This is a genomic window from Novacetimonas cocois, from assembly GCF_003311635.1.
In the GTDB taxonomy this organism is placed as follows: Bacteria; Pseudomonadota; Alphaproteobacteria; order Acetobacterales; family Acetobacteraceae; genus Novacetimonas; species Novacetimonas cocois.
This window is the reverse complement of sequence record NZ_QEXL01000003.1, coordinates 182,472-207,542: the sequence shown is the minus strand read 5'-3', so window position 1 is coordinate 207,542 and position 25,071 is coordinate 182,472. Positions and strand designations below refer to the sequence as shown.

The 25,071-nt window shown below is 58.8% G+C and carries 22 protein-coding genes and 1 pseudogene; 13 read left to right on the top strand and 10 right to left on the bottom strand.

The window, feature by feature from the left end; all coding sequences use genetic code 11:
* Positions 1 to 51: 51 nt before the first annotated feature.
* The 3 genes and pseudogenes from NJLHNGOC_RS16250 to NJLHNGOC_RS03715 all read right to left on the bottom strand — a co-directional run.
* Positions 52 to 327, bottom strand: a pseudogene (locus tag NJLHNGOC_RS16250) (flavin monoamine oxidase); the annotation flags it as partial.
* A 215-nt stretch (positions 328 to 542) separates the two neighbouring features.
* Positions 543 to 3,128: a TonB-dependent receptor plug domain-containing protein gene (locus NJLHNGOC_RS03720; RefSeq protein WP_239021309.1), complete on the bottom strand. Its 2,586-nt coding sequence runs from the start codon at positions 3,126 to 3,128 to the stop codon at positions 543 to 545.
* A 281-nt stretch (positions 3,129 to 3,409) separates the two neighbouring features.
* Positions 3,410 to 4,167 (bottom strand): IS5 family transposase gene (locus NJLHNGOC_RS03715; RefSeq protein ID WP_113595154.1). Its coding sequence is split into 2 segments (ribosomal slippage): positions 3,410 to 3,834 and positions 3,834 to 4,167, totalling 759 coding nucleotides; the frame shifts between segments, so codons are not numbered across the junction.
* A gap of 280 nt (positions 4,168 to 4,447) precedes the next feature.
* On the opposite strand from NJLHNGOC_RS03715, the gene NJLHNGOC_RS03710 reads away from it, so the two are divergent.
* The 3 genes from NJLHNGOC_RS03710 to NJLHNGOC_RS03700 all read left to right on the top strand — a co-directional run bounded on the left by NJLHNGOC_RS03710 (position 4,448) and on the right by NJLHNGOC_RS03700 (position 8,628).
* Positions 4,448 to 6,037: an acyl CoA:acetate/3-ketoacid CoA transferase gene (locus tag NJLHNGOC_RS03710; protein ID WP_113595153.1), complete on the top strand. Its 1,590-nt coding sequence runs from the start codon at positions 4,448 to 4,450 to the stop codon at positions 6,035 to 6,037.
* 137 nt (positions 6,038 to 6,174) lie between these two features.
* Positions 6,175 to 7,434, top strand: coding sequence for a glycerate kinase type-2 family protein (locus tag NJLHNGOC_RS03705; protein WP_113595152.1), 1,260 nt, complete (start codon positions 6,175 to 6,177; stop codon positions 7,432 to 7,434).
* A gap of 237 nt (positions 7,435 to 7,671) precedes the next feature.
* A complete protein-coding gene (locus tag NJLHNGOC_RS03700; RefSeq protein ID WP_113595151.1) occupies positions 7,672 to 8,628 on the top strand; it encodes an alpha/beta hydrolase in 957 nt (318 codons plus the stop codon).
* A 129-nt stretch (positions 8,629 to 8,757) separates the two neighbouring features.
* Here NJLHNGOC_RS03700 and NJLHNGOC_RS03695 read toward each other — a convergent pair whose 3' ends face one another.
* Together NJLHNGOC_RS03695 and NJLHNGOC_RS03690 are read right to left on the bottom strand one after the other, a co-directional pair.
* A complete protein-coding gene (locus NJLHNGOC_RS03695) occupies positions 8,758 to 10,128 on the bottom strand; it encodes an NAD-dependent succinate-semialdehyde dehydrogenase (protein ID WP_113595150.1) in 1,371 nt (456 codons plus the stop codon).
* Positions 10,125 to 11,261 (bottom strand): alkene reductase, encoded by a 1,137-nt coding sequence (locus NJLHNGOC_RS03690; protein WP_113595149.1) that lies wholly within the window; start codon positions 11,259 to 11,261, stop codon positions 10,125 to 10,127. The genes NJLHNGOC_RS03695 and NJLHNGOC_RS03690 overlap by 4 nt, the downstream gene beginning before the upstream one ends.
* A 115-nt stretch (positions 11,262 to 11,376) precedes the next feature.
* On the opposite strand from NJLHNGOC_RS03690, the gene NJLHNGOC_RS03685 reads away from it, so the two are divergent.
* The gene (locus NJLHNGOC_RS03685; protein ID WP_113595148.1) at positions 11,377 to 11,739 is read left to right on the top strand and encodes a winged helix-turn-helix transcriptional regulator; all 363 of its coding nucleotides are present in this window, start codon (positions 11,377 to 11,379) and stop codon (positions 11,737 to 11,739) included.
* Between the two features lie 218 nt (positions 11,740 to 11,957).
* Here the strand turns inward: NJLHNGOC_RS03685 and NJLHNGOC_RS03680 are convergent, their stop codons facing one another.
* Positions 11,958 to 13,034 (bottom strand): SDR family oxidoreductase, encoded by a 1,077-nt coding sequence (locus NJLHNGOC_RS03680; RefSeq protein WP_113595147.1) that lies wholly within the window; start codon positions 13,032 to 13,034, stop codon positions 11,958 to 11,960.
* Positions 13,035 to 13,148: 114 nt separating this feature from the next.
* Here NJLHNGOC_RS03680 and NJLHNGOC_RS03675 point away from each other — a divergent pair, with 114 nt between their 5' ends.
* From NJLHNGOC_RS03675 to NJLHNGOC_RS03665, 3 genes are all read left to right on the top strand, one after another.
* Complete coding sequence (locus NJLHNGOC_RS03675) at positions 13,149 to 13,541, top strand: winged helix-turn-helix transcriptional regulator (RefSeq protein ID WP_113595146.1); 393 nt, start codon at positions 13,149 to 13,151, stop codon at positions 13,539 to 13,541.
* A 117-nt stretch (positions 13,542 to 13,658) separates the two neighbouring features.
* Complete coding sequence (locus NJLHNGOC_RS03670; protein ID WP_113595145.1) at positions 13,659 to 13,964, top strand: plasmid stabilization protein; 306 nt, start codon at positions 13,659 to 13,661, stop codon at positions 13,962 to 13,964.
* Between the two features lie 585 nt (positions 13,965 to 14,549).
* On the top strand, positions 14,550 to 15,644 hold the full coding sequence (locus NJLHNGOC_RS03665; RefSeq protein ID WP_133258661.1) for a DUF5700 domain-containing putative Zn-dependent protease: 1,095 nt from the start codon (positions 14,550 to 14,552) through the stop codon (positions 15,642 to 15,644).
* Between the two features lie 214 nt (positions 15,645 to 15,858).
* On the opposite strand, the gene ligD is transcribed toward NJLHNGOC_RS03665, so the two are convergent.
* The 3 genes from ligD to NJLHNGOC_RS03655 all read right to left on the bottom strand — a co-directional run bounded on the left by ligD (position 15,859) and on the right by NJLHNGOC_RS03655 (position 18,034).
* Complete coding sequence (gene ligD / locus NJLHNGOC_RS03660) at positions 15,859 to 16,785, bottom strand: non-homologous end-joining DNA ligase (RefSeq protein WP_113595143.1); 927 nt, start codon at positions 16,783 to 16,785, stop codon at positions 15,859 to 15,861.
* A gap of 129 nt (positions 16,786 to 16,914) precedes the next feature.
* Entirely contained in the window at positions 16,915 to 17,115 is a 201-nt protein-coding gene (locus tag NJLHNGOC_RS15590) for a hypothetical protein (protein WP_133258660.1), read from the bottom strand.
* Positions 17,116 to 17,239: 124 nt separating this feature from the next.
* Positions 17,240 to 18,034 carry an OBAP family protein gene (locus tag NJLHNGOC_RS03655; protein ID WP_113595142.1) on the bottom strand — a complete coding sequence of 265 codons (795 nt, stop codon included), beginning with the start codon at positions 18,032 to 18,034 and terminating at the stop codon, positions 17,240 to 17,242.
* 378 nt (positions 18,035 to 18,412) lie between these two features.
* On the opposite strand from NJLHNGOC_RS03655, the gene NJLHNGOC_RS03650 reads away from it, so the two are divergent.
* The 6 genes from NJLHNGOC_RS03650 to NJLHNGOC_RS03625 all read left to right on the top strand — a co-directional run bounded on the left by NJLHNGOC_RS03650 (position 18,413) and on the right by NJLHNGOC_RS03625 (position 23,586).
* Positions 18,413 to 19,144, top strand: a complete 732-nt coding sequence (locus NJLHNGOC_RS03650) for an IclR family transcriptional regulator (protein ID WP_113595141.1) — start codon at positions 18,413 to 18,415, stop codon at positions 19,142 to 19,144.
* A 90-nt stretch (positions 19,145 to 19,234) separates the two neighbouring features.
* The gene (locus NJLHNGOC_RS03645) at positions 19,235 to 19,633 is read left to right on the top strand and encodes a GlcG/HbpS family heme-binding protein (RefSeq protein ID WP_113595140.1); all 399 of its coding nucleotides are present in this window, start codon (positions 19,235 to 19,237) and stop codon (positions 19,631 to 19,633) included.
* A 27-nt stretch (positions 19,634 to 19,660) separates the two neighbouring features.
* Complete coding sequence (locus NJLHNGOC_RS03640) at positions 19,661 to 20,893, top strand: MFS transporter (protein WP_113595139.1); 1,233 nt, start codon at positions 19,661 to 19,663, stop codon at positions 20,891 to 20,893.
* Between the two features lie 217 nt (positions 20,894 to 21,110).
* Positions 21,111 to 22,220, top strand: a complete 1,110-nt coding sequence (locus tag NJLHNGOC_RS03635) for an acyl-CoA dehydrogenase family protein (protein WP_113595138.1) — start codon at positions 21,111 to 21,113, stop codon at positions 22,218 to 22,220.
* Positions 22,217 to 22,945 (top strand): PIG-L deacetylase family protein, encoded by a 729-nt coding sequence (locus NJLHNGOC_RS03630; RefSeq protein WP_113595137.1) that lies wholly within the window; start codon positions 22,217 to 22,219, stop codon positions 22,943 to 22,945. Before NJLHNGOC_RS03635 ends, NJLHNGOC_RS03630 begins: the two co-directional genes overlap by 4 nt.
* Positions 22,942 to 23,586 (top strand): SAM-dependent methyltransferase, encoded by a 645-nt coding sequence (locus NJLHNGOC_RS03625; RefSeq protein WP_113595136.1) that lies wholly within the window; start codon positions 22,942 to 22,944, stop codon positions 23,584 to 23,586. The genes NJLHNGOC_RS03630 and NJLHNGOC_RS03625 overlap by 4 nt, the downstream gene beginning before the upstream one ends.
* On the opposite strand, the gene NJLHNGOC_RS03620 is transcribed toward NJLHNGOC_RS03625, so the two are convergent.
* Complete coding sequence (locus NJLHNGOC_RS03620; protein WP_113595135.1) at positions 23,554 to 24,648, bottom strand: glycosyltransferase; 1,095 nt, start codon at positions 24,646 to 24,648, stop codon at positions 23,554 to 23,556. The genes NJLHNGOC_RS03625 and NJLHNGOC_RS03620 overlap by 33 nt on opposite strands.
* Positions 24,649 to 25,071 lie beyond the last annotated feature (423 nt).

Sequence of the window (25,071 nt, the reverse complement as noted above, 5' to 3'; positions counted from 1 at the left end):
CACATCGCAGCAAGCTTCATCTTCTATCTCAAAGAATGAGTCCTGAGCCTAGGGAATACGCCACGGACCCGGATTGATGTAATTGCCCGATGCGAAACCGACCTTCTGGGTAGCGCCTTTGTGAAGCTTTTTATAAAAAGCTTCACAAAAGTTTATGATTTCAGTGAGTTGTCAGGACTGTCTTTTTAAACAGTCTCTAAAATCCACACCCTGCGCATGTCCCATAGACGTCATGGCCTGATACAGGGCGGCACTACCGGCAAGCATGCCAATACGTGTTAAAAGTTGCCTGCGCGTGGGCGCCTTGCGCGGATGAGCGTTTGTCACCAGCAAATTCCCATAACAACAGCCGTGATGCACCTGGCTCCATTGCTCGGAACGGATTCTGTCCGGAAACAATATGAGCGGATATGAAGATCGCGCCTCTCTGGTCTTGGGCGGGTTGCAAAATGATCGCAGAAAATAGCAGGGTGTATGCCCATCATCAGTAAAATACCCATGGCGTGGGCCGTGGGCGTTTTGACTTCAGCTGTCAGACAGGATCAGAAGTTGGCGTTAAGGCGGCCGTAATAATAGCCGCCATACATGGGGATCTGGGCGGAATCTTCATCATAGGGCATGGCGCCCAGTGCATTGAGCGCCTGCGGGACCATGCGCGGACGCACGTTGAATACGTTATTGGCGCCGACCGCCATGTGCCAGTTCTTCTTGAACCGGACGCCGATTTCAATATCCGTCAGCCAGTGTGGCGTATTGATGAACTGCTGCAGGGCGTTGTTGGAGTACTGCAGGGCCGAAGGACCCCAGTCCTGATATTGCATCATGTCACTGGTCTGGCCATAGCGGGTCTGGCGGATATTAAAATCCCAGTTCTTGTAGGTATAATAAGCATTCAGGATGATCTTGCTACGCGGATAATCGGTTGTGATTGCCGCGATGTCAGAAAGGTTCAGGTCCGCGCCGTTATGATGCAGACGGGTGCGGTTGAGGTCGATCGACATCGACAGAGCAAGATTGCCGTATTGATGGAAGCGGAACATATAATCCGCCTTGATGTCCACGCCCTGTGTGCGGGTGCTGGCACCATTTGTGAAATAATCTGCATACACATCGTTATAACCGGTAAAGCCGGTTGGCAGGGAGGCCAGTTGGGCAATGGCCTGCGCCGCGACCTCGCCCTGTGTTGTATTACCGTAAGGGGTAGAGCCGCCGAAATTCGTATCCTGAACGATGCGGTCACGCATATTGATCTGATAGACGTCGGCTTCAACGTGGAAACCATCGACAGGTTCCAGCACGATGCCACCGCTGACGCTGGTCGAACGCTCGGGCTTCAGCTTGGTCGCACCAATGGCCTGGGCCGCTGCCGAATCAGCGGCAAGCAGGCCACTGGCACCGGTAGGTGAAACATTGACGGCGCTAAAATGTGATTCAGCCAACGTCGGGGCACGGAAGCCCGTGCTGATGGTGCCACGAATGGCGATACGCTTGCTAAAGTTGTAACGTGTCGAAATCTTGCCATTTTCCGTGTTGCCCACGTCGGTGTAATGTTCCAGCCGCCCGGCAAAATCCAGTTCCCACTTCCTGGTCAGGCGGAAATCCCCATCCAGGTACCATGCCCAGATGTCACGGTACCATGTGCCAGCCGAACCGGGGGAGATGCCAGCATAACCCTGCGTACCGCCTCCCATGTACGAGACGGGATTACCTGCGGTGATGTTGTAGGATTCCATCCGTTCTTCCGCGCCAAAAGCAAGCGTCATCGGAACAACGTCCCCGATCTTGAAACGACGGCGGAAATCGACGTTGTTGGTCCATTGCACCATGCTGTAGCTTTCAGCCCGCGCCTTACGGGGGCTGGATCCATAATCGGCAACATAAGATGTGTTAAGGGTATTCTTGTTGCCGATCTTGTCGATATCTTCACCATAGGTGGAACTGATATCCCAGTTGAAGCCCATGAAGTTGTCACCCTTCAGGCCCAATGTGGCGGCAAAATCGTTTTCTTCCATGGTTTCCAGTGGTGAGAAACCATAGGGCGCAATGGCTGCGCAGGCCTCGCAGGAGCCACCTACAGTGGGAGTGCGGTAATTTTCATAAGCTTCCGCATGACGATGAGCATAAGTAATCAGCCCGTAAAAATTGATACCGGGCGTAAACTGCTTGCCCCATTCAATCGCCAGGTTTTCACGTGTTTCTTCCGGCGTACTCATGATCTTGTTGGAGCGTTCTGAAATCTTGCCGGCATTGACGCCGGTATAGGTCGCACTGCTGGCATCGGCAGGCTGTGAACCAAGCAGGCGGTGGTCCCGTGCGTTGTTGGCCACGAAGTGATCCGTATGGTACATCTGGCCGCTGATATGCAGGAATCCATCCTGCCCCAGCTTCATGCCGCCATCGGCATTGAGCTGGTAGCCCCAGCCGTCGCCGTTATAGGCATTCGCGCCGGTCTGGCCGCTCAAGTTCAGGCCATGATCCTGTTTCTTGGTGATGATGTTGACCACACCGGCAATCGCATCGGAGCCATACATGGCGGCCGCACCGTCTTCCAGCACTTCGATATGATCGATGGCGTTGGCCGGAATCATATTCAGGTCAACCGGGGTCGAGCCTGAATCCGGGCCTGAATCCGCATAAAGGTTGGCAGTCGTATGGCGGCGCTTGCCATCAACAAGCACCAGCACTTCATTCGGGTTTAGACCGCGCATGCGAATGGCGGAAGTCAGGGCGCCCGCATCGGCCCCCATGGTGCTGACATTGATCGAGGCATAGGTGCGGGTCAGGGCATCAGCCAGGTTCATCTGGCCCGACCGGCGCAAGGTTGCCGCGCTGACAACCGAGACGGGACTCATGCTGTCACGCGCCTTTCGATTCACTGTGTGCGTGCCGGTCGACACATTTATTGTTTCTACTCCGGAACTGTTTACACCTGTGTTGTTCTCCTGCTTCAGGTTTTGCGCAGCACGCGGATGCGTCTGCGCTGTCGTTGCACGACGTGCGCGGGCGGCTCCGCTTTTTCCTGGATTCTGTTCCTTTGTTACAGGATTTCCGTTGGGTGTGGCGGCGACTGCTCCGAAAGAGACAAAAGAGCAGATGGTCGTAATTAGGAGAGAAGTTCGTCTGTTCATGATGCCCCGCGATTCTTCCGTCGATTTACGATAGTAAAAGATATTAACGGGACGTAATGATTATCGAGGGAAAAATACCTATCCCATTTCTTCGATATTGGTACGTTGCTGGAATGCTACACTCTGCCATGTGTCACGTTATACTTACAATTTTAATCACTTAACGAAATAATACTCATAAACGTTGAGTGATTCCGGAAACCGAAGGTGCATTAAGTTAGAATTCCGATTGAGATGTCAGGTGATTATGCGAATGCTTGCAGAGAGATTAGGCTCAGGACTCATAGCCAGAAGATGACGGTTGCGGCGAGGCAGATGGCTGAGAAGAAGACGGTCGGGCATCCGTCGTAGCGGGTTGCAACCCGCCGCCAGTCCTTGAGCCTTCCGAACATGATCTCGATGCGATTGCGGCGTTTATATTTTCTCTTGTCGTATCTGACCGGTTTTTCGCGAGATTTCCGTCCTGGAATGCAAGGCTTTATACATTTCGCTTCCAGGGCGTCCCTGAACCAGTCGGCGTCATACCTGCGATCTCCCAGCATCCATTGTGCTGCAGGAAGACTGTCCAGCAGGGCAGCGGCACCGGTATAATCGCTGATCTGTCCCGCAGTCATGAAAAAACTCAGCGGTCGTCCGCTCTGATCGGTGATCGCATGCAGCTTCGTGTTCATGCCACCTCTGGTGCGGCCGATCAGGCAACCTGGATCCCCTTTTTTAGCCGCAGGCTCGAAGCCGTGCGGTGTGCCTTGAGATACGTCGCATCAATCATGATGGTCTGGGGCCCTGCCTTTCCGGCAGCCAGACCGTCCATCATCCGGACGAAGATCCCCATGGCGCCCCAGCGCTTCCAACGGTTGTAGAGCGTCTTATGTGGACCGTATTCCCGGGGTGCATCGCGCCAGCGCAGACCGTTCCGATTGACAAAAATGATGCCGCTCAGCACACGGCGGTCATCAACGCGGGCTCCACCGTGGCTCTTTGGAAAAAAGGGCCGCAGACGCTCCATTTGTTCGTCCGTCAGCCAAAACAGGTCGCTCATCTCCAGCCTCCTCACAGAGCCTGAATCAGATTTCCGCAATCAAATCAATGGGTCCTGAGCCTAGGGAACCGGCATCCCTTCAGATTCAGCCTTTGCCATGATGTGTCGTCGCATGCCCTGCGGGGACGATCCATCATTCCGGTATGGCAAAAAATGACCTGTTTACAGGACATTCACATGCGCGTGGGGGACAACACGTTTTGGCAATAGCGCTTGAGGTCGGGTTGGTCCGGATATATAAATAACCAGATAGTTATGTATGGTGATGAGAGGTTCCGGTATGTCAAAAACAAAAAGCGCCGCGGACGTCGCCGCGTTGATCGGTGATAACGCCATTGTCGCGGTGAATTCATCAAGCGGCCTGTGCTGCCCCGACGCGGTCCTTGCCGCCATTGGCGAGCGGTTCCGCACCGAAGGCGCGCCGCGCAACATCACGACCATCCATCCCATCGCCGCGGGCGACATGTTCGGCACGCGGGGGGTGGACCACCTGGCGCAGCCGGGTCTGATTTCGCGCATTATCGGCGGGTCGTATCCGTCCGGCCCTTCCTCGGCCGAGCCACCCCTGATCCGCCAGATGCTGGGACGCAACGAAATCGCGGCCTATAACGTGCCCAGCGGCATCATCTTCGATATCCTGCGTGAGGGGGCCGCCATGCGTCCCGGCGTGCTGACGAAGGTCGGACTGGACACATTTGTCGACCCCGCGCAGGAAGGCTGCGCCATGAACGAGGCCGCGCGGGAAACGCCACTTGTCAGCAAGGTGGAATTCCAGGGGGAGGAATGGCTGTATTTCCCCGCGATCCGTCCTGATGTCGCCATCATCCGCGCCAGTACCGCCGATGAACGGGGAAACCTGACGTTCGAGAACGAGGGCGCCTACCTTGGCGCCATGGAACTCGCCCTTGCCGCCCATAACAGTGGCGGCATCGTCATCGCACAGGTCCGCCAGGTGGCGCAGGCAGGCACGTTGCGCCCCCATGACGTGCGCGTGCCCGGCATTCTGGTGGATTACGTGGTCGAAGCCCCGAACCAGCTGCAGACCACCGCAACCCCCTATGACCCGGCGATTTCGGGCGAGGTGTTTCGTCCGCTCGACAGTTTTGCCCTGCCGCCTTTCGACGTGGCCAAGGTCATGGCCCGACGCGTGGCGCGTGAACTGCGACCCGGATGGGCGGTCAACATCGGCTTTGGAATCTCGGCCAACGTGCCGCGCATCCTTCTTGAGGAAGGGCGCCATGGCGAAGTGACATGGGTGATCGAACAGGGCGCGGTTGGCGGGATTCCGCTGCTTGATTTCAAATTCGGCTGTTCATCGAATGCCGAGGCCTTTGTCGCATCCCCCCATCAGTTCACCTATTTCCAAGCCGGTGGCTTCGACATCTCCCTGCTTTCCTTCCTCCAGATCGATCGCAACGGGTCGGTCAATGTTTCGAAACTGTCCGCGCGGCCCCATGTCACGGCGGGTTCGGGCGGGTTTGTCGATATCACGTCGCGTGCGCGGCGGATCGTGTTTTCCGGCTATTTCAACGCCGGCGCGAAATTCGACATTGTGGACGGCAGGCTTGTGATCGAACGCGAAGGCAAAATTGCGAAAATCGTTGACGAGCTGGAGCAGGTCTCCTTCTCCGGTCCGCGTGCGATCGCGCAGGGACAGGAAGTGCTCTACGTGACGGAGCGCTGCGTCATGCAGTTGACCCCGGATGGATTGATGGTAACGGAAATCGCCCCCGGCATCGATCTGCAGACGCAGATCCTCGATCAGGCGCAGGCATCGCTTCTGGTCTCTCCTACGCTGCGTGTCATGGACGCGGCACTTTTCCAGCCTGATGGCAAAAGCCCGTCCCACGCTGCCCGCGTCGCGGCCTGATGGGAAAAGGGGCCTGTCGCGTCATGACGAGGCAGGCCCGTCACGGGCGCGGGAATACGCGATCATGGATGCGCCCGCCCGATCAGCCATGCCTGTCTGCCCCGATGGACCGGATGCCCGGTTGAGGAGAGTTGCCCATGTCGGGTGAGCGTGCGTTTCTGAAACGCCTTTTTAGGGCTGCCGTGGTTGCAGCTGATCCAGAAGTCGTGCTGCGGCCTTTCCTTCCGTCCCCGCCTGCGGGCCGGACGGTCGTGGTTGGCGCCGGAAAGGGTGTTGCCCAACTGGCCCGCGCGCTGGAACAGGCATGGGATGCGCCCCTGTCCGGCATCGTGGTGACGCGGTATGGCTATGGCGTGGAATGCGAACGCATCCGCGTGGTGGAAGCAAGCCACCCCGTACCGGACGCGGCGGGGCTAGAGGCGACGCGGCTGCTGTTTGATGCGGTGGCCGGTCTTACGCCGGATGATCTGGTGATTGCCCTTGTGTGCGGCGGCGGTTCCGCCCTGCTGCCCGCGCCGGTGGAAGGGCTGGACCTGTCCGATGAAATCGCCCTTAACGAAGTCCTGCTGGCGTCGGGCGCGCCGATTTCGGTCATGAACATGATCCGCAAGCAGGTTTCGCGTATCAAGGGCGGCAGGCTGGCGGCCGCAGCATGGCCCGCGCGCGTGGTGACGCTTGTCGTATCCGACATCCCGGGGGATGATCCCGCATTGGTGGCGTCAGGACTAACGGTGCCGGATCCCGGCACGCGGCATGATGCCCTGACAGCCATCGAACGTTATGGCATTGCGGTGCCCCCCGCGATCATGCGCCATCTGCGGCATGCCATGACGGATGCGCCGCGACCTGACGATCCGCTGTTCCAGCGCAATACGGTGCATGTCATCGCATCCGCCGCCCGGTCACTGGAAGCCGCGGCAGAGGCGGCAGCGGCCGAGGGCATCAGGGCGGTGATCCTGTCGGATTCCATGGAGGGGGAGTCACGTGACGTGGCGCAGGTGCATGCGGCGATCGCGCGCGAAATCGTCCTGCGTAACCGGCCGTTTCCCCGACCGGTCGTCCTTCTTTCCGGGGGGGAGACAACCGTGACCCTGCGCGGGGATGGGAAGGGGGGACGCAACAGCGAATTCGCCCTTGCCTTCGCGCTTGGCATCAATGGCATGGCAGGCATTCATGCGTTGGCGGCCGATACGGATGGCATAGACGGGAGCGAGGATAATGCCGGCGCGTTCGCGGATGCCTCCACTGCGTCCCGTCTGTACCAACGTGGCATGGACCCCGCGATTTTCCTGCGTCGCAATGACGCCTGGACGGCTTTTTCCTGCCTGGGCGACCTGTTTGTAACCGGGCCTACGGGTACGAATATCAATGATTTCAGGGCAATCCTGATTTCCTGAATACAGGGCAGCGTTTCTGTTCATATAGAATATAAGAATGTCATATATTCCAGAACAGAAGGATCAGGATAGCAGATATAAAAGATAGAAAAATAGTATAGTTTTATATTTTATATTCATTTGCGCAGTAAGATATTTGATTTCCCTCATGGATGATCACGCGGATGAGAGTGACGGTCCCCTTATCGAAACCGGTTCCGATTACCGGTTTCTGATAACAAGAGGACTTGGTTCATCATGCCGAAAAACGTCGTAAATCCCGAATTCCTTCCGATCCTGGAAAAGATGCCCTCCTTTGACGGGCTGTCTGACCGATCTCTGCCGGAAGTGCGGGAAATTTTCATGACGGCAGTACGCCTGATCGAAGGGCGTCCTCTGTCCGATGTCGAAACACAGGAAGAATACGTACCCGGGCCCGCAGGGGCGCCGGACGTTCGCGTGCTGATTTACCGGCCGCGCGAACGTCGGCCCAACGCGCCTGTCATGGTCTATATTCACGGCGGCGGCCTTGTTTCCGGCCATCCCGAAGTTGACGATCCAAAATGCCAGGTTCTGGCAAGCAAGATGGGATTTGTCGTCGTTTCGGTCGATTACCGCCTTGCGCCCGAGGTCAGGTATCCCGGCGCGATCGAGGACTGTTATGCCGTGCTGAAATGGGTGCATGAAAATGCGCAGAAGCTGGGCATCAATCGCGACAAGGTGGTTGTCGCGGGGGAAAGCGCGGGAGGAGGGCTGAGCGCCGCCCTGTCGCTGATGGCGCGCGACCGCAAGGAATACAGGCTTGCCTATCAGCTGCTGATCTATCCGATGCTGGATGACCGGACGGCGACGAAAGTGGATCCGGCCCCCGACTTTGGCGAATATGTCTGGACGCGATCGGCCAACAAGTTCGCGTGGGAGGCCTATCTGGGGGCTGCCGCGGGCGGGGCTGACACGCCTGCATATGCCGCTGCCGCGCGGGCAAAGGATCTGTCAGGCCTTCCGCCCACGTTCATCGGGGTGGGATCCATGGACCTGTTCCTGTGCGAGGATCTGGACTATGCCCGTCGCCTGATGGCATCCGGCGTCCCGACGGAGGTTTTTGTGGTGCCGGGCGCCTATCATGTATTCGACATGTTCGTGCCCGATGCCGAACTGTCCCGGCGCTTCATGGATGCCTATTGCGCGGGTCTGAAGCGGACGCTGGGCCTGTAAGGGAACAGGGGGCGCGAACAACAGGGCGTATCTGTTGCGATGCGCCGTGAAAGTTCGCGTCCCTGCGTTATTTCCTGCGGGTTTCCATCCGGGCGAAACGGCCCGGATGGAAACCCGTGTCCGGGGATATCAGCCCAGGCGGATAAGCTTGCGGTTGATGAACTCCTCGATCCCCAGGAAGGACAGTTCACGTCCGAATCCTGAATTCCTGATCCCGCCAAAAGGAAGTTCCGGAGCCGCCGCAGTCGCCGTATTGATGAACATCATGCCGGTTTCGACCTGTTCAGCGACCCTTTCGGCCCGCCCGATATCGCGGGAGAAAACAGCCCCGCCAAGCCCGTAGGGGGAGTCGTTCGCCAGTTCAATGGCTTCGTGTTCGCTTGCCACCTTATGCACGACCGCCACGGGTCCGAATATTTCCTGATAGAATACGGGATTGTCCTTTGACACGCCCGTCAGGATGGTCGGTTCCATGAAGAAGCCCTTACGGTCTATCCGCTTGCCGCCAGCCACCAGGGTTGCCCCTGCCTTGACGGCTTCATCGGTCTGCGCAAGTGCTGTGTCGAGCGCCTTTTTACTGCTCATCGGGCCATGGGTGGTGCCTTCGGCCAGCGGATCGCCAATACGGAACTGCGTGATCGCTTTTTTCAGTCCTGCGACGAAAGCATCATAGACCTTTTCATGCACGATCATCCGCTTGGCGGCCGTGCAGACCTGCCCGTTATTGGCGAACCGGCCCCATGTCGCCCATTTTACGGCAAGTTCAAGGTCCGCGTCATCCAGCACGATGAAGGCATCGCTGCCGCCCAGTTCCATCGTGTCTTTCTTCAACGCCGCACCGGCTTCGGCGGCAACGGCCTGCCCGGCGCGTTCGCTCCCGGTCAGGGCGACGCCACGGATGCGGAAATCCTTGATGAGGTCCGAGGACTGTTCGTTGCTGAGGAAAATGTTGGTATAAACGCCTGCCGGCGCGCCCGCGTCATGGAACAGCTTTTCAAACGCCAGGGCGCATTGCGGCACGTTGGGGGCATGCTTGGCGATTACCACGTTGCCTGCCATCAGGTTGGGGCCGGCCACGCGCGCAAGCTGGTAATAGGGGAAATTCCACGGCTCGATACAGTAAATGATGCCAAGCGGCTGATTGATGATCTTGGCATGGCCTTCCCTGACCTTCAGGGGCGTCGGCGCAAGGAATTCTTCCGCCCCCTCGGCATAGAAGGAGAGGATATCTGCCGTGATGTCGATTTCCTCCAGCGCGTCAGGCAGCGCCTTGCCCATTTCCGTGGCAATCAGGCGCGCATGGGTGACGCGATCCCGGCGCAGCAGGTCGGCGGCTTTGGACATGATCTCCTTGCGCGTGGGAATGCTGCGTTTCTTCCAGTCTGTTTTCCAGACATGTTCGGCACGATCAACAATCGCCGTCATCTGCTGCGGCGTATGGAGTTCAAACGTGCGTTCGATGGTTTCCGTTGTCGGATTCAGGGTCTGGTACACGATCATTGGTGCGTTTCCTTGTTATGAAATGGGTAGTCGGTGTAGCCATGCGCGCCACCGCCATACATGGTTGCCGGATCAAGGGAATTGAGCAGCCATCCATGTTCCAGCCGTGCGGGAAGGTCCGGGTTGGCGATGAATTTCCGGCCAAAGCCGATCATGTCCGCCCAGCCATGGCCCAGCACGTGCCGTGCCCTGTTCAGGTCATACCGGCCCGCGCACAGGATGCGGCCCCCGAAGATGTCGCGCACGGTGGCACGGAATGAATCCGGCATTTCAGGCGCATTGGCCCAGTCAGCCTCGGCAAGCGAAACATAGGCAATGCCTGCTTCCGCCAGCACGCGAACGGCCTGTGTATAGGTTTCCGCCGGATTGCTTTCCAGCAGCCCGAGATAGACACGTTCTTCCGTGGTGGTGCCGAACAGGGGAGAGAACCGCACCCCCAACCTGTCTGCGGAGACAACGGCGCGGACGGCCTCCACCACCTCGCGCAGGAAGCGCAGACGGTTGGACAGGCTCCCGCCATAGGCATCGGTACGGAAATTGGCCCGTTCGGACATGAACTGGTTGATCAGGTATCCGTTGGCCGCATGGATTTCAACGCCATCGAACCCCGCGGCCAGTGCATTGCGGGCCGCCTGTGCATACAGTTCGACCATCTGGTGGATTTCCAGGATTGTCAGCGCCCTTGGCGTATCTGGCGGGACAAGCTTTCCCGTGCCCGGCCCGGTTGGAATGAAAACATTTACGCCCGTGGCCGCCACGGCAGATGGTGCGACGGGGGGCTGATGGTCGGGTTGCAGGGCGCGATGGGAAACCCGGCCAACATGCCACAGTTGCGCGAAAATAGGCCGTTGCCTCTGATGAACGGCTGTCGTGACCTGTTTCCATCCTGCGATCTGTTCCGGCGTGTAAATGCCGGGCGTCCATGCGTAACCCTGTCCCCGGGGTTCGATCTGCGTTCCTTCGGTAATCAGGAAACCGGCCTGCGTGCGCTGGGTATAATATTGGGCCATCAGCCCGTTGGGGATGTCGCCGGGCTGCGTGCTGCGGCATCGTGTCAGGGGCGGCAGGAAAATCCGGTTTTCAAGGGACAGGTTCCCCAGACGGACAGGAGTGAAAAGAGAAGATTTCGACATGACAAGCCTTGTTCACAAACAGACACGCAGTGTCTGGCCTGTCCATGAACATTGACCTGTTGGTCCTGCTGCGCAAGAACGCACATAAACCGCCACTAGTGTCAGGAATGATACCATGCCCCGTATCCGCCACACCACGTTGACATGCAGCCCTGGCTGTACGGTGGAAGCCACGCTGGAACTGTTCGGGGGGAAGTGGAAGGCGCTTATCCTCTATCACCTGTTTGAGGACGGGGTGCTGCGTTTTGGGGAATTCCGCCGTCGCATGCCCAATGTCACGCAGCGGATGCTGACCAACCAGCTACGTGAACTCGAAGCGGACGGACTGATTTCCCGCACCGTTTTCCCTGAGGTCCCGCCGCGCGTGGAATATGAACTGACCAATCTGGGCATGACTTTAAGGCCGGTTATCGAGGCACTCAAGAAATGGGGCGATGAACATGCCCATTCCCTGCAGGGCAGGAAATCGGCCGATTGATGCCGGATGGTAAGATGTTTTCCGATGGAAACGGCTGATGAAAATAACAAAAGTTTTTGGGTATCGCCTTTTTTTCAAAAAGGCGACATTCTTCGAAGCTTTTTGCAAAAAGCTTCACCAAAAACTTTTATGATTTCAGCATATTCCGGGACTGCCTTTTCAAACAGTCCCTATGACAGCCGGAGGAGACCAGACGCGATGCCTGATCCCCTGTTTTTCTATCTGTTCCGTCCGGGGATATAGCCCCCGGCACTCAGCCGTTCGAAAAGGTCGAAGAATGAATCCGGGGTGTAGCGATACCCGGTAAAGCCGAACTTCCGGCTCTTGCTCATGTCCGTCACGCATTCGGCAGGACGGCCTAGGTCGGCGTCCGTATGCCACGCCGACGCCAGCCGATGGAGCGTTCTTTCGCGCAGGCCGTATTTCTCAACGATTGCGGTCCAGTCCGCCTCTTTCCCGCTCAGCATCCCTTCCAGCGACGTGGCATGTCCGGGATAGGTCGCGGCCTCGATACCGAACCAGGCCGCCAGTTCAGGCCAGAGCCAGTTCCAGCGGAACACATCCCCGTTGACGACATTGAATGCTTCGTTGCGTCCGGCAGGACTGCTCGCCGCCCACAGGATCTGGCAGGCCAGCTGGCGGGCATCCGTCACGTCCGTCAGGCCGTTCCACTGCATGGGGGAGCCGGGGAAAACAAAGGGCAATCCCGTTTCACGACACAGCGTGGCATAGACAGCCAGCGTCGTCCCCATGTTCATCAGGTTACCGATTGCATAGCCGATGACGGTATGCGGACGATGGACCGTCCAGGAAAAACCGAACTTCCGCGCGGCCTCGAACAGCACGTCTTCCTGATTGTAGTAGAAATTTTCAAGATCGAGCCGTGGCATGACCTCACGGAAAGGTGTCTGCGGCGGCGCCCCCTGCGCATAGGCCTCGAACGGTCCCAGATAATGCTTCAATCCGGTGACAAGGCTGCCGTGGACAAGGGATTGCGGCTTTGGCAGGGTCTCGAACACATTGCGGATCATCGTGCTGTTGGCGACGCAGTTTTCCTTTTCCGTCGCGCGTCGCGTCCATGTCGTGAAAAAGACATGCGTGGGCTCAAGCCCCGCAAGCGCCTGACGGAGCGAGGATGGATCAAGCGCATCCCCGGCCACGGGAATGATGGTGCCCGGCAGGTTTTCAATGCGCCGTGCAAGGCCGTACACGGTCCAGCCCTCCGCAACGAGCCGGTTGGCAAGGTTCTGGCCAACGATCCCCGTCGCGCCAACGACAAGAGCCCTGTGAGACATCTGTTTCCTCCCTGAATGAAACATGGATTTCGCACGTTGTTGGGAAACGCTACAAAACGCAATCCGGCACCTTTTCGTGCCCTGGCCACCCAATGGTTCCCAGGAGTTTTTTACATGGACCTTGCCCCGCTACCCGACATCTACCGCCGTGCGCCGTTTGCCGAGGACTGTGCGCCGCGACGTCTGCTGCGCCTGTTTAGCGGCAAATGGACCACGATGATCCTGCATATGCTGCATCTGCTGGACGGCGCGTCCCGCCCCGGACAGCTTCAGCGGAACATTCCGGGCCTGTCAAAGAAGATGATGACCCAGACCCTGCGTGGGCTGGAGGAAATGGGGCTGGTGACGCGCGAAGTCCTGCAGGTCATGCCGCCTGCCGTGGAATACCGGCTGACCGCGCTGGGACAGCAGTTTATCGAGCCTCTGGAAATGCTCTATCGCTGGGGCGCGGAACATGCGGCGTTACTGGACCGCGTTGACCGGAACGCTGCCATGGCCGCGAGGTAGGGGGGCCAATGCCGGCATAAGGAAAGGTCAGGAAAACTTTTCATGTTTCCCTGCCTTGTTACCGGCAGGGGTTTTCGTCCCATAATGCAAAAACCGCCATTAACGGGAGCATGGATCATGCCGCGTGGTGACAAATCCGCATATACGGACAAGCAGAAGAGACAGGCCGAACATATCGAGGAAAGCTACGAACAGCGTGGCGTCAACGATAAGGAGGCGGAGCGCCGGGCCTGGGCCACCGTCAACAAGGAAACGGGTGGCGGAAAGAAAAGCGGATCGGGACGGGGACATGCCGTGACGCATGAATCCGCCCGCAAGGGAGGGGAGGCAGGCGGTGCTGCAGCCGCGCGACGTCCGGCCGGGGAACGCTCCGCCTCGGCCCGGAAGGCCGCCGAAACCCGCAGGGAAAACGAAAACGGATAGGACGCGGCGCATTCATTGCGCGTACCCTGACCCGGACGTTCGCATATGCGATTAGCACTACAGTTGCAGTTTATTTTCCGGACCAGAAAAACGAAAAAATTGCGGATTTCTCGCCGTAGACAGCCTGAAATTCGAGCTTTCTGGAAAGTATGGGAACCATGAACAATTAACGAACAAAACAAATTGTAACTGTAGTGCTAGCCTTATTATTGACGATCCATGAGGCCATGCGAGCTTCCATGCTACTGCTTGCCGTCTACAATTTACGGACGCGTAGCAAAAAATTTCGACACAGGCACGTTTCCTTCAAGCTATGCTGTGGGTTTTCATCGGCGTGTTCTTTATTTATGCGCCGCATCTTCTCGGATCAGCAATGATCGATTTCGCGCACGTCTCACATTAATCGTGGTACAAATTGCATAGTCTTCCGAAAATTGAGCGAAGCGTTTCCGATGCTTGACTGCTCGAATCAGGTAAGGAAGCTTCAATGTAAGAATTTATGACGTCCCGCAACCTGACAGCGAGGTATCTTGCCGTTCCAGAATGGTCTGGTATGAAGAAAGACGGTCCCGGTGGCGCCCGCTCATGGCGGCCTCTGGTTATGCGGGGTTTTCCTCAATGCTGCGACGTTCTGTTTTGCTGCTGCTGCTCCTGACAGCCGGATTGGCGCTCGATGCGCCACAAGCCATGGCCACAGGGAAGTTTTCGGACGTCCCCATGCCCACCATTATACTGGATACCCAGGGGGCCTCGGAATGGGTGCGCTGCATGCGCGTCACCAAAAACGACATTGCCCGATGCAACGCCATGAGTGCTACCACGGACGGTGGTAAACTGGCGGAACTGTCAGTTCCCACATTTGGGACCCTGCCCTCGGGCACCATTAAGCTGCCATCGGTCCAGAGTGTGCAGACACTTCTGGACACCATGAGCCACTGGCACTTACAGGATATTGCCCGCGAGGTCGCCGCCTATGTCCCACCTCTGAAAGGTTCCGGCCACACACTGCGCATTTTTGTGGTGGGTAACGGGGTTCCGTCATTCAGTGACATGTATGTCCGTCATTTTTCATGGCGGCACGGCATACCGTTTTTGAATGAAACATCCGGCGATCCCGTGATGCTGATTGATGCGCGGCAGGTTGCATCATACGGAAATACCGGGACGAATGCGGCAGATATCATAAAAGATGTTCTGCACCATGAAATATTCCATATCTATTTTTCATGGTATCGTGCCACGGATGCCCGGTGGCAGTCCTTCATGAAAGCCATGACGCCGGAAAGACAGCTTCTGCTGGATGTGCAGGACGAAGGCATTGCCCATTATCTAGGGGATCCTGCCTGGAAACAGACCGGCTTTCCCCGTGCGCGCGGTCAGGCCGCCATGGATACGCTGGGTAAGGTCATCCTTGCTTTCAGAAATGGCACGGTAACGCCAGACATGCTGCAAAAAGCTAATGAAGGGTCATTCTGGGAAAAATATGCCGATATTGCCGGGGGACTGTTTGCGACCGGTATCGATCATGTATTTGGTAAGGCTACTATACGCCAGTCCGTGCAGGACGGCCCCGCCTGCTTCATCCTGAAATATGATGCAGCCACTCGACAGGACCCCAGTCTTCCGCCCTTGACAGACACAATTCGTCAATGGGCGTACCAGCCTGAATGGAGGCTGTAGGGCACCTGCCCTCGCACCTCATGCAGTTTCTCTATGTCAGCCGGACTGGCCGATGCTGTTAACTCGGACTTCCCGAAGAAGATACCCGCCGTCCCCTCGATCGCCAAGCATTTCCATTGGACGATTATCGTCTAGGACCGATCTGGTGCCATCCATAATGCGAGAACCTTGCGCAGGAAGCAGTCCTGTCCGATCAATGCCTGAAAATCAATCCTTAACTGTGGTCCGTGGAAAGCATGGCTGCTGTAATCGGACGCCGTGCCGTATTGAAATCCTTCCACGGATCCGTGTGGAACGATGCGGGACGTTCCAGTATGTCGCTCACCGTGAATTGCGCTGCCCCGGTCAGTGAGTCCAGTTCCGTCCACGCAACCGGCATCGAGATCGGCGCGCCGGCACGCGCGCGTGTCGAATAGGGCGCAACCGACGTCGCGCCCCGTTGATTGCGCAGATAATCAAGCAGTATCTTTCCATGACGCTTGGCCTTGGAAATCGTGGCGACATAGCGTTCCGGGCTGTCGGACGCCATTTCGCGCGCCAGCGTTTGGGAAAAACTCTTTGCCATATCCCAGTCGGCTTCGGGTTTCAGGGGAACCACGACATGCAGCCCCTTGCCGCCGGAAGTCTTGGCGAAGGCAGCTAGGCCGAAAAGGCTGAGGCGCTTACGCACTTCACGCGCCGCCGTGACGATGGCTTCCCACCCAACGCCATCCCCCGGATCGAGATCAATGATCAGTTCGTCAGGCTTTTCCCAGTCATCAGGGGATGCGCCCCACGGGTGAATCTCCAGCGTCGCAGATTGCACCAGCCCCATAAGCCCGTCGAAATCATGGATGCCGATCAGGTGCGCGTCCGCGTTTTCCGTGGGATCGTTCAGCGTCAGAATATGGGCGTTCATGCCCTTCCACGTATTTTTCTGGAAAAAGCGTGGTCCCCCAATTCCTTCCGGACATCGCAGCAGTGCCAGCGGGCGGTCAACAATGAACGGGGTGATACGTGGCCATACGATGGCATAGTAATCGGCAAGGTCTTGCTTGGTGATGCCGGCATCCGGCCAGTAAACCCGCCCCGGATGGGTCAGGCTGATCGCGCCGTGCGGTTCTTTCCCCGAACCGGCAGGGGATGTTTCGGCCGTAGGCATTTGCAAACGATCTCCTGTGCCGCTGTATCATGACCCCACCCGGCGGAGATTGCGTTCGCCGGGCCCGGAAGCACGATATCACCAGTTTCCGTTTCATGGATCCTTGATCTGGATGGGGCGGGTTTCCCTTTATTGCCGTTCTGTCTTGCCCGGCAGCATCGGATGCAGGGCAAATCGCTTTTCCACGGTGCCCTGATGGTGCGGACAGGCATTATCTGATTGCGTAACAGACTGTTGGGAAACAATCTGTTGATTGGAATAAGAAAGTTTTTTTGCATCGCCTTTTTCGGGAATGCGGTGTCTTTTGAAGCTTTTTGCAAAAAGCTTCACCAAAAACTTTTATAATTTCAGTGTGTTGCTTGGCCTGCTTTTCATGATCTCTAAGAGAGACATCCCGCGGGCGACACAATCCATCCGGTCTGTTTTTCCCGCACAAGAATAATCATGTGTGAATTCATCCCCTGAGATTTTTCACCGGCATTTCGACCAGCTGCAGTTGCATTGTCTTTCCACCCTGCCACGCGTTCGCGCCGGGAACGATGTCCGGCAGTGGAATATCGGCACGGTTCTTTCTTTCGCTCTGGGTGGAAATATCGAAACGCCTGTCCCGATCATCCAGCAGGGACTGCCGGATCTGACCATCTCTTGTAAAACCCATCATCAGCTGCGGAATGCCGAAGGGAAAATCAGGATTCCGATCTATCTGCCAGGTGTGCCATGTTTTTCCGTAAGTCGTGACGAGGTCAGCCATGAAAGCATGCTCCCCTAAATCGGGGACATTTGGGGCAACCAGCATGCCGGATTTTACTTCATACTGGTGACTGTGCCACAACTTCTTTTCTTCTTCAGGGAGCGTTTTGAATATTCTTTCGCTGACTATATATTCAATCCCAAGCAGCTTGGCGTCTGTCTGATTTGCTTCATAAATGACGCATTGGTGAAAATCCTCGTTCAGATGCGTGCAGAAATGATTGGCTTCGACCTGGCGGCCCATATCGTCGGCGTAAAAATGAAATCCGTTCAGATACTCGCTCATGGCATCGATCGGTTTCTTGACCTGCAGGGCATCCGCCGCCTTATCAAGAACCTGACTCCGCACGGAATTCGGGCTTCCCGGAACAGGGGACAGCTTCCTGTCCGCCGCGCTGGCCCTGCGTCCGGCGAGGGCCGCAAGAGGGGTCGCGACAAGCGCCGTTGCAAATGTGCGATTGAAACAGCGGCGACAGGTAAGGTTGTGAAGGAACGACATCGGTCCGTCCTTTCCGGCAATACAGGCCGTGATTTGTCCCGCTATAAAGTCCTCCTGCCTGCGGGAGTTGCGCACTCCGGCACCTGTCGGCGGGATAATCGTGACACCGACCGGTCATGGTCCTGATCACGTGTCAAAGAGCCATTCGTGGCAGTGGTGGCCCGGCGTGGCAGTAAATTGATGCGAGGATCAGGCGTCCAGCCCCAACCTCGCGGCCCATGATGCCCATGACCCTGCGCCGCACCGTAATGGATCGCGATGGCCGGATGGGGTGACAGCGATCCCCGGTTCGGATACTGCGCAAAGGCGGGATGATGGGGCGGGTCGCACCCCGCCCATGACAGGCCCCATGAGTGTGTAGGACAGAAAAGCAGTTTCATGGACAAGACACCAAAGCTGATCCAGTCCATCGAGCGTTCGGCCGCCCTTCTGGAAATCATCGCGCAGGCGGGTGGCAGCGCGCGCTTGCGCGAGATTGCCGCGATTTCAGGTATCGAGAAAACGACGGTGCACAATATCCTGCAGACACTTGCCCATCTTGGCTATGTACAGCGGCGGCCGGGTGACATGCGCTACCATCTGGGGGGACGTATTCTCAACCTTTCGCGTATCGTGGGCGATGACCATGCCCTGCGCGACAGGATGCGCCCCACGCTGGAAATCATTGCGCGTGAAAGTGGCGGGACTGTCCATCTGGGCGTGCCCAGCGGGGACAAGGCGGCCTATCTGGATATTATCGACCCGCACGATCCCGACATCGCGGCCGCACGCGTGCAGCGTCGCGAGGCGCTGGAGGGATCGGCGGTGGGGCTCATATTCCTTGCCTTCGTGCCCGGCATGGGCAAGCGCGTGCTGAGCACACGCGCCAACGCACTGGATGCCGGCGTGCGGCACGAGATCGAGGCCGTGCGCATCAAGGGATATGCACTTGACCTTGAAACCTATCGCCCGGGCCAGAACGCGGTCGCGGTACCGTGGCGCGAAAATGGGGAAGTCCGGGCCAGCATCGCGGTAACAGGTCCGTCATCCCGGCTGCCGCCGCAACGTCTGGTCCGCCTGGCCTGGATGATGATGAAGCATGTGGAACGCGCCACGGTTCAGCAATGTTGAACAAATCGGATTTTTCATTATTTGGACGTTACACCTCTGCCCGGTCGCGGTTACCCTGCGCTTTTTTGCGACAGGTTCCGGAATCAGGAAATGAGACTCTCCGACGCGATGACCATGATGGATGCTGCCTTGGCGGAGGCACGCCGCCGTGGGGTCAGTGTATGTATTTCCATCGTGGATCAGGCGGCATGGCCCATGGCGTTCATCCGCATGGACAACGCGCCGCTGGGCGTGATCGACGTGGCGTGCAAGAAGGCCCGCACCGCCGCCCTGTTTCATATGGACAGCGCCGATTTCGCGCGGATTGGCCATCCCGGCGGCGGTGCCTACACGCTGGAGAATACAAATGGCGGCCTGACCAGCTTTGGCGGGGGGCTTGTGCTGAAAGGGGCGGATGGTAGCGTGCTGGGGGGAATTGGCGTATCGGGCGCCAGCACGGAAGATGACATCGACATCGCGCGTATCGCCGCGCAGACCCTTACGGCCTGAATCCTTTTTCCTACCGGATTGTACAAGATGACAGAAAATGTGCCTGCCACGGGCGGTGTTTCGCCCATCGTGGCGCCACATGGCGCGAAAGCCGCCTTTTTTATCCTTACCTTCGGTACATTCGTGGTCGGCACCGGCGAATTCGCCATCATGGGCATGCTGCCGGAATTTGCGGCGTCGCTCGGGCTTTCGGCCGCCGATGCCGGGCATGCCATCACGTCCTATGCGCTGGGTGTCGTGATCGGCGCGCCGCTGATCACCATCCTTGGCGCGCGGCTGTCGCGGCGTGAACTGCTGCTGCTGCTTTTCACGCTGTTCTGCTGCGCCAATCTTCTGAGCGTGGTCATGCCCAGCCCGGAACTGGTGGAGGTCGCCCGTTTCATCACCGGCCTGCCGCATGGCGCGCTGATCGGCATTTCCGCGCTGGTCGGTGCCTCCATGGTCGAACGCAGGCGCCGGGGATGGGCGGTGGGGCGCATCCTGTCGGGCATCGCCATTTCCACGCTTGTGGGCGCGCCATTTTCCACCTTCGCGGCGGATCATTTCGGCTGGCGCATCGCCTACCTCCTGATCGCGGCGCTGGGCCTGCTGACCGTTCTTGGCATATGGCGCTATATTCCTGCCGATGTGCCCAACCGCAGGAATTCGCCTTTCCGCGAAGTAAAGGCGCTGGCCAATACGCAGCTTCTGCTGACCCTGCTGACGGCATCAATCGGTTTTGGCGGCATGTTCGCCATCTATACCTACCTGACCAGCGTTCTGCAGAACGTGACGCATGTGCCTGAATGGCTGATCATGATCTATATGATCGTCTGCGGGGCGGGAATGCTGATCGGGGCGAATGTCGGCGCGTGGATCGTTGACCGTGACCTCAACCTTGCCGCGCTGCTGGCGCTGGCGGGCAGTGCGCTTGTCATGCTGGTCTTTCCTTTCGTGCTGCATGACGAGATGGCGCTGATGCTTGACGTGCTGCTCATCCCCGCTTTCGTGAATGCCCTTGGCCCGGCGCTGCAGACACGGCTGATGGATTTCGCGGGCGATGCGCAGACGCTGGCGGCATCGCTCAATCACTCGGCGTTCAATATCGCCAATGCGCTTGGCGCATCGCTCGGCAGTTTCCTGCTGGCCAACCAGTTCGGCTATGGCGCGCTGGGGATTGGCGGGGCCATGCTGTCGGCCGGGGGGCTGGTGGTGTATGTCGTCGCGCTGGTCCTGCTCAAACGCAGCGGCCAGACGGAGGTGCGGGGGGATATTGACTGAACCGCGCCGCCTTCTGTCATCCGGCAGTTCTTCCCGCATTAAAGGGGAGGGCGCCATGATGGCGGGCATCATTACATGTTTTGACAGACCCCGATCGCAAATCAGGGGGAACTAAACTTACACGGGCGCTGTTTCTGTGGGGAGGTTGGCAAAGGAAGGCCGTTTTTTTCCTTTGCCTGCGGATTAGGGTTTCCCCGACGAAAAGAGCATTGCGGCCATGACCTTCCCCTTCGAAGCCCTGACGGCCTGTGGCGCGGAACTGGAAGAGGAGGCAAGCGCCAATGACGCGCAGGCCGCCTTCCCGTCCGAGGGGATGGGCCGCCTGCGCGAACTGGGGGTCCTGTCCGCATCCTTGCCCCATACGCTGGGCGGGCAGGGGTTCGGCACCGGACAGCAGAATATCATCGGGCTGCTGCATCTCCTGCGATTGGTGGGGCAGGGAAGTCTGGCGCTTGGCCGTATCGTGGAAGGGCACATCAACGCCATTCGCCTGATCGCATGTTACGGCACCCCCGATCAACTGGCCCGTGCCGCTGCGGATGTGCATGATGGCGCCCTGTTTGGCGTATGGGTGACCGAAGGTACGACACCGCTGCGCATGGAACAGGTGGACGGGACCATCAGGTTGCGGGGCGAGAAAATCTTTGCCTCCGGCGCGCGTCATGTCACCCGTGCCCTTGTGACGGCCCGCACGCACGATGAGACGACGCGCATGCTGCTGGTGACGCTGGATGATGGCCGCGATGTATCCCCTGTCTTTGGCGGGCTGTCGGGCATGCGCGGCGCGGAAACGGGACGGTGTGATTTCGGTGCGATGACGCTGCCCCCCGATGCGGTGATCGGGCAGGAGGGAGATTACCTGCGCCAGCCGGAGTTTTCCGCCGGCGCATGGCGTGGCATGGCCGTGGCGCTGGGGGGGATCGAACGGCTGGCGACCCTGCTGCGCCTTCAGTTGGCGGAGCGTGGACGCGCGGAAAGCCCGGCCCAGCAGGCCCGCATCGGTCAGGCATTGATCGCCACGGAAACCGCGTATCTGTGGACCCGAAAGGCCGCGCTGATCGTTGCCACGCAGGACGGGCGGGACGCGGGCGATATCGTCGCCACCGTAAATCTGGCCCGCATCGCGGTGGAACGAGCGGGGCTGGATGTCATCGAACTGGTGCAGCGTGGCCTGGGGCTGTCGGCGTTCACCCGGACAAACGTGGCCGAACGGCTGATCCGCGACCTTGCGACCTATCTGCGCCAGCCCGCCCCGGACGAAACATTGTGCGAGGGGGCGGCATGGTTCACGCATCGCGACCTGCCCCGGATGGAGGACATGCGATGAAGGCCGGTGTCCTGCAGGGAATGTTGCGTGACCTGCCCATGGCGCCGTTATCGGCGATCGTGTCCGGCACGGCCCTGATCCTTGCCCCGCATGCCGATGATGAAAGCCTTGGCTGCGGGGGGCTGATTGCCGCCTGCTGCGCGGCGGGTCATCCGCCGATCGTGGTGATCCTGACCGATGGCGTGGGCTCCCACCCCCATTCACATGCATGGCCCGCACCGCGCCTGCGCGCGCAGCGGCAGCATGAGGCGCAGCATGCCGTGTCCTGCCTCGGGCTTGTGCCGGAGCGCCTGATTTTCCTCAACCTTCCCGACACCAGGGTCCCGCATGAAGAGGTGATGTTCGATCAGGTGGTGCGGGAACTGGCGCGACTGTCGAAAAGTCATGGCTGTGCCGTGGTGCTGGCCCCATGGCGGGCCGATCCGCACTGCGATCATGAGGCGGCGTGGAAAATGGCCGTCGCGTTGCGACAGTCCTGCGGGCTGCGGGTGCTGGCCTATCCTGTGTGGGGCTGGCTTATCCCTGCGGAGACGGAAGTGGATCATGAACGGCCCACGGGAATGCGCCTGGACATCGCGCCCTTTCGTGCGGCCAAGGCGCGCGCCGTCGGCATGTATGAAAGCCAGTATGGCAACCTGATTACCGATGACCCCACCGGCTTCAGCCTTCCGAAGGAACTGCTGGAAGCGCTGATCACGGATTTCGAGGTCTTTGTCGACCCATGACGGGCGCAAGCTGGTCGCGTACCGTGTTTGAACGGATGTACGAACACCATCCGGACCCCTGGGGGTTCAGGACGCGGGCGTACGAACGTGACAAGTATCACGCGACACTGTCCCTGCTGGCGGGACGGCATTTCCATCACGCACTGGAACTCGGCTGTTCCATCGGGGTCATGACGGCCCAGCTTGCGCGGCAGTGCGCGCGTATTACGGCGGTGGACGTGGCGGAAGCGGCCCTGAAACGCGCCCGGCATCGCTGCGCCGGGCTGACGGGGATTTCATTTTACAGGGGACAACTGCCAGAGGCTTTTCCGCCCCTGCCGCCGCACGGATGTGACCTGATCCTGATTTCGGAACTGCTGTATTTCCTCACACCACAGGATATCGGGCATCTTGCGACGAAGTGCCTGCATGTGCGACAGGCCGGGGCGCCGGTCATGCTGGTCAACTGGACGGGCCCGACCGATACGCCGTGCCATGGCGACGAAGCCGCCGGTTATTTCATCGATCAATGCGTCGCCGGGGGGATGCGCGTGGTCCATGCCCGCCGTCATCCCCGTTATCGGCTGGATGTCCTGAACGATGCGCCGCATTGCCGGCAGCCGGGGGCGTCACACGCAGGCGGCAGATCGTGGCGCGAGTAACTGGCGCATGATCCGTTCGGCCTGCCGGACATGCAGATCCAGTTCGCAGCGCCTGACGGGCATGCGCCGCAGTTCCGGACCTGTCGCCTCCAGCTGGCTCCACGCCATGCCGAAAAACCGTTCCTGCGTTACCCCGATGACGTAGGGCAGGGGCAGGCCCAGCTGACGGGCCAGACGCCTGCCTGCCTCCTGATACGATCGGGTGGAAGGGTTCATCGCGCGCAGACGGCGCAACGCTGCACGGGCCTGAGCACGATGCAGGCACGTCGTGGCGGGTTCAAGGCTTTCGTCCAGCATTTCATCCTGCCGGATCAGGCGACGCGCCATCGTATCCGCCATGCCGCCGCGCGCGCGTCCGACAGTGCGGCCCGATACGGTTACCATGACATCGGGCGCATGACGGATGGCGGCATCGACGTTCCGCAACGCCATGAGGAATCCACGATCCTCGCCCAGTGGCAGGGGCGGGACGCCGCCCGCCTGCCGCCATGCCCCCACGCGCACGGCGATGCTGGCGCCGGAATGTTCCGTATGGCGTGGCCACGGATCGTGCGGATCGGGATCGATCAGGTGATGGATACGGTCCAGCATCGTGGCATAGGCCATTTCCGCGCGGTCATCCTCATGCAGGCATGCAGGAAGCAGCCGGGCCTCTGCCGGGTCGATAAGTGCCCGCCCGCATACCGCATCGGCCCCGTTATCCAGCGCGGCAAGATTGCGGGCCAGCCAGTCCGGCGCGACAACGCCATCGGCGTCAGTCGTCAGCAGGATACCGTCCGGCCCCGCCATCGCGGCCGCCACTTTCATGGCGTCGCTCCGCGCGGTTCCGGCGTGGGCCACGGGCGGCGGATATGTCCGCTCGACGACGGAAACACAAAAAGGCAGGCATGGAATTGCGGCCTGCACCCGGTCCGCCGTACCATCGGTGCTGTTGTTCACCAGCAGCACGGCATGGGTCAGGCAGGCATCCTGCTGCGCCGCAAGGGCACGCAGGCAGCAGCCGATACGATCCGCCTCGTTACGCACGGGAATGGCAGCGACAAGGGAACGGGCAGGCGACATGGATCACCTGTTGAAAGGGGATGGGTTAACGTCCGGCCGGATGTCGCGGTTGCATGCGTCTGGATTAAGGAATGGCCACGCACCATTCCGGTAATATCCGGCCGGTTTATGCCAGATCTGTAAAAAGCCCTGCAGGTCGGTCCGGTGAACCATGACATGCATGCGGATACAGGGAATGGAGCCATCATTCTGCCTGTCGGTAAATGACATGATTTTCGAAAGAACAAGTCCCATCATGATGGTTCCCGATAATCTGCAGAACATGTGTTCAGAAAAAATGCGTGACCGGGTCATGGAGGTGAGGGGGAAGATGGAAATTCCTGATTATCGCCATCAGTAACGACATATATTTTTTGTCCTGAAATATGGCTTATTTAAAAGGCTTTTTCAAAAGACAGGAATGATGTTCCCCGTTGCATTCAG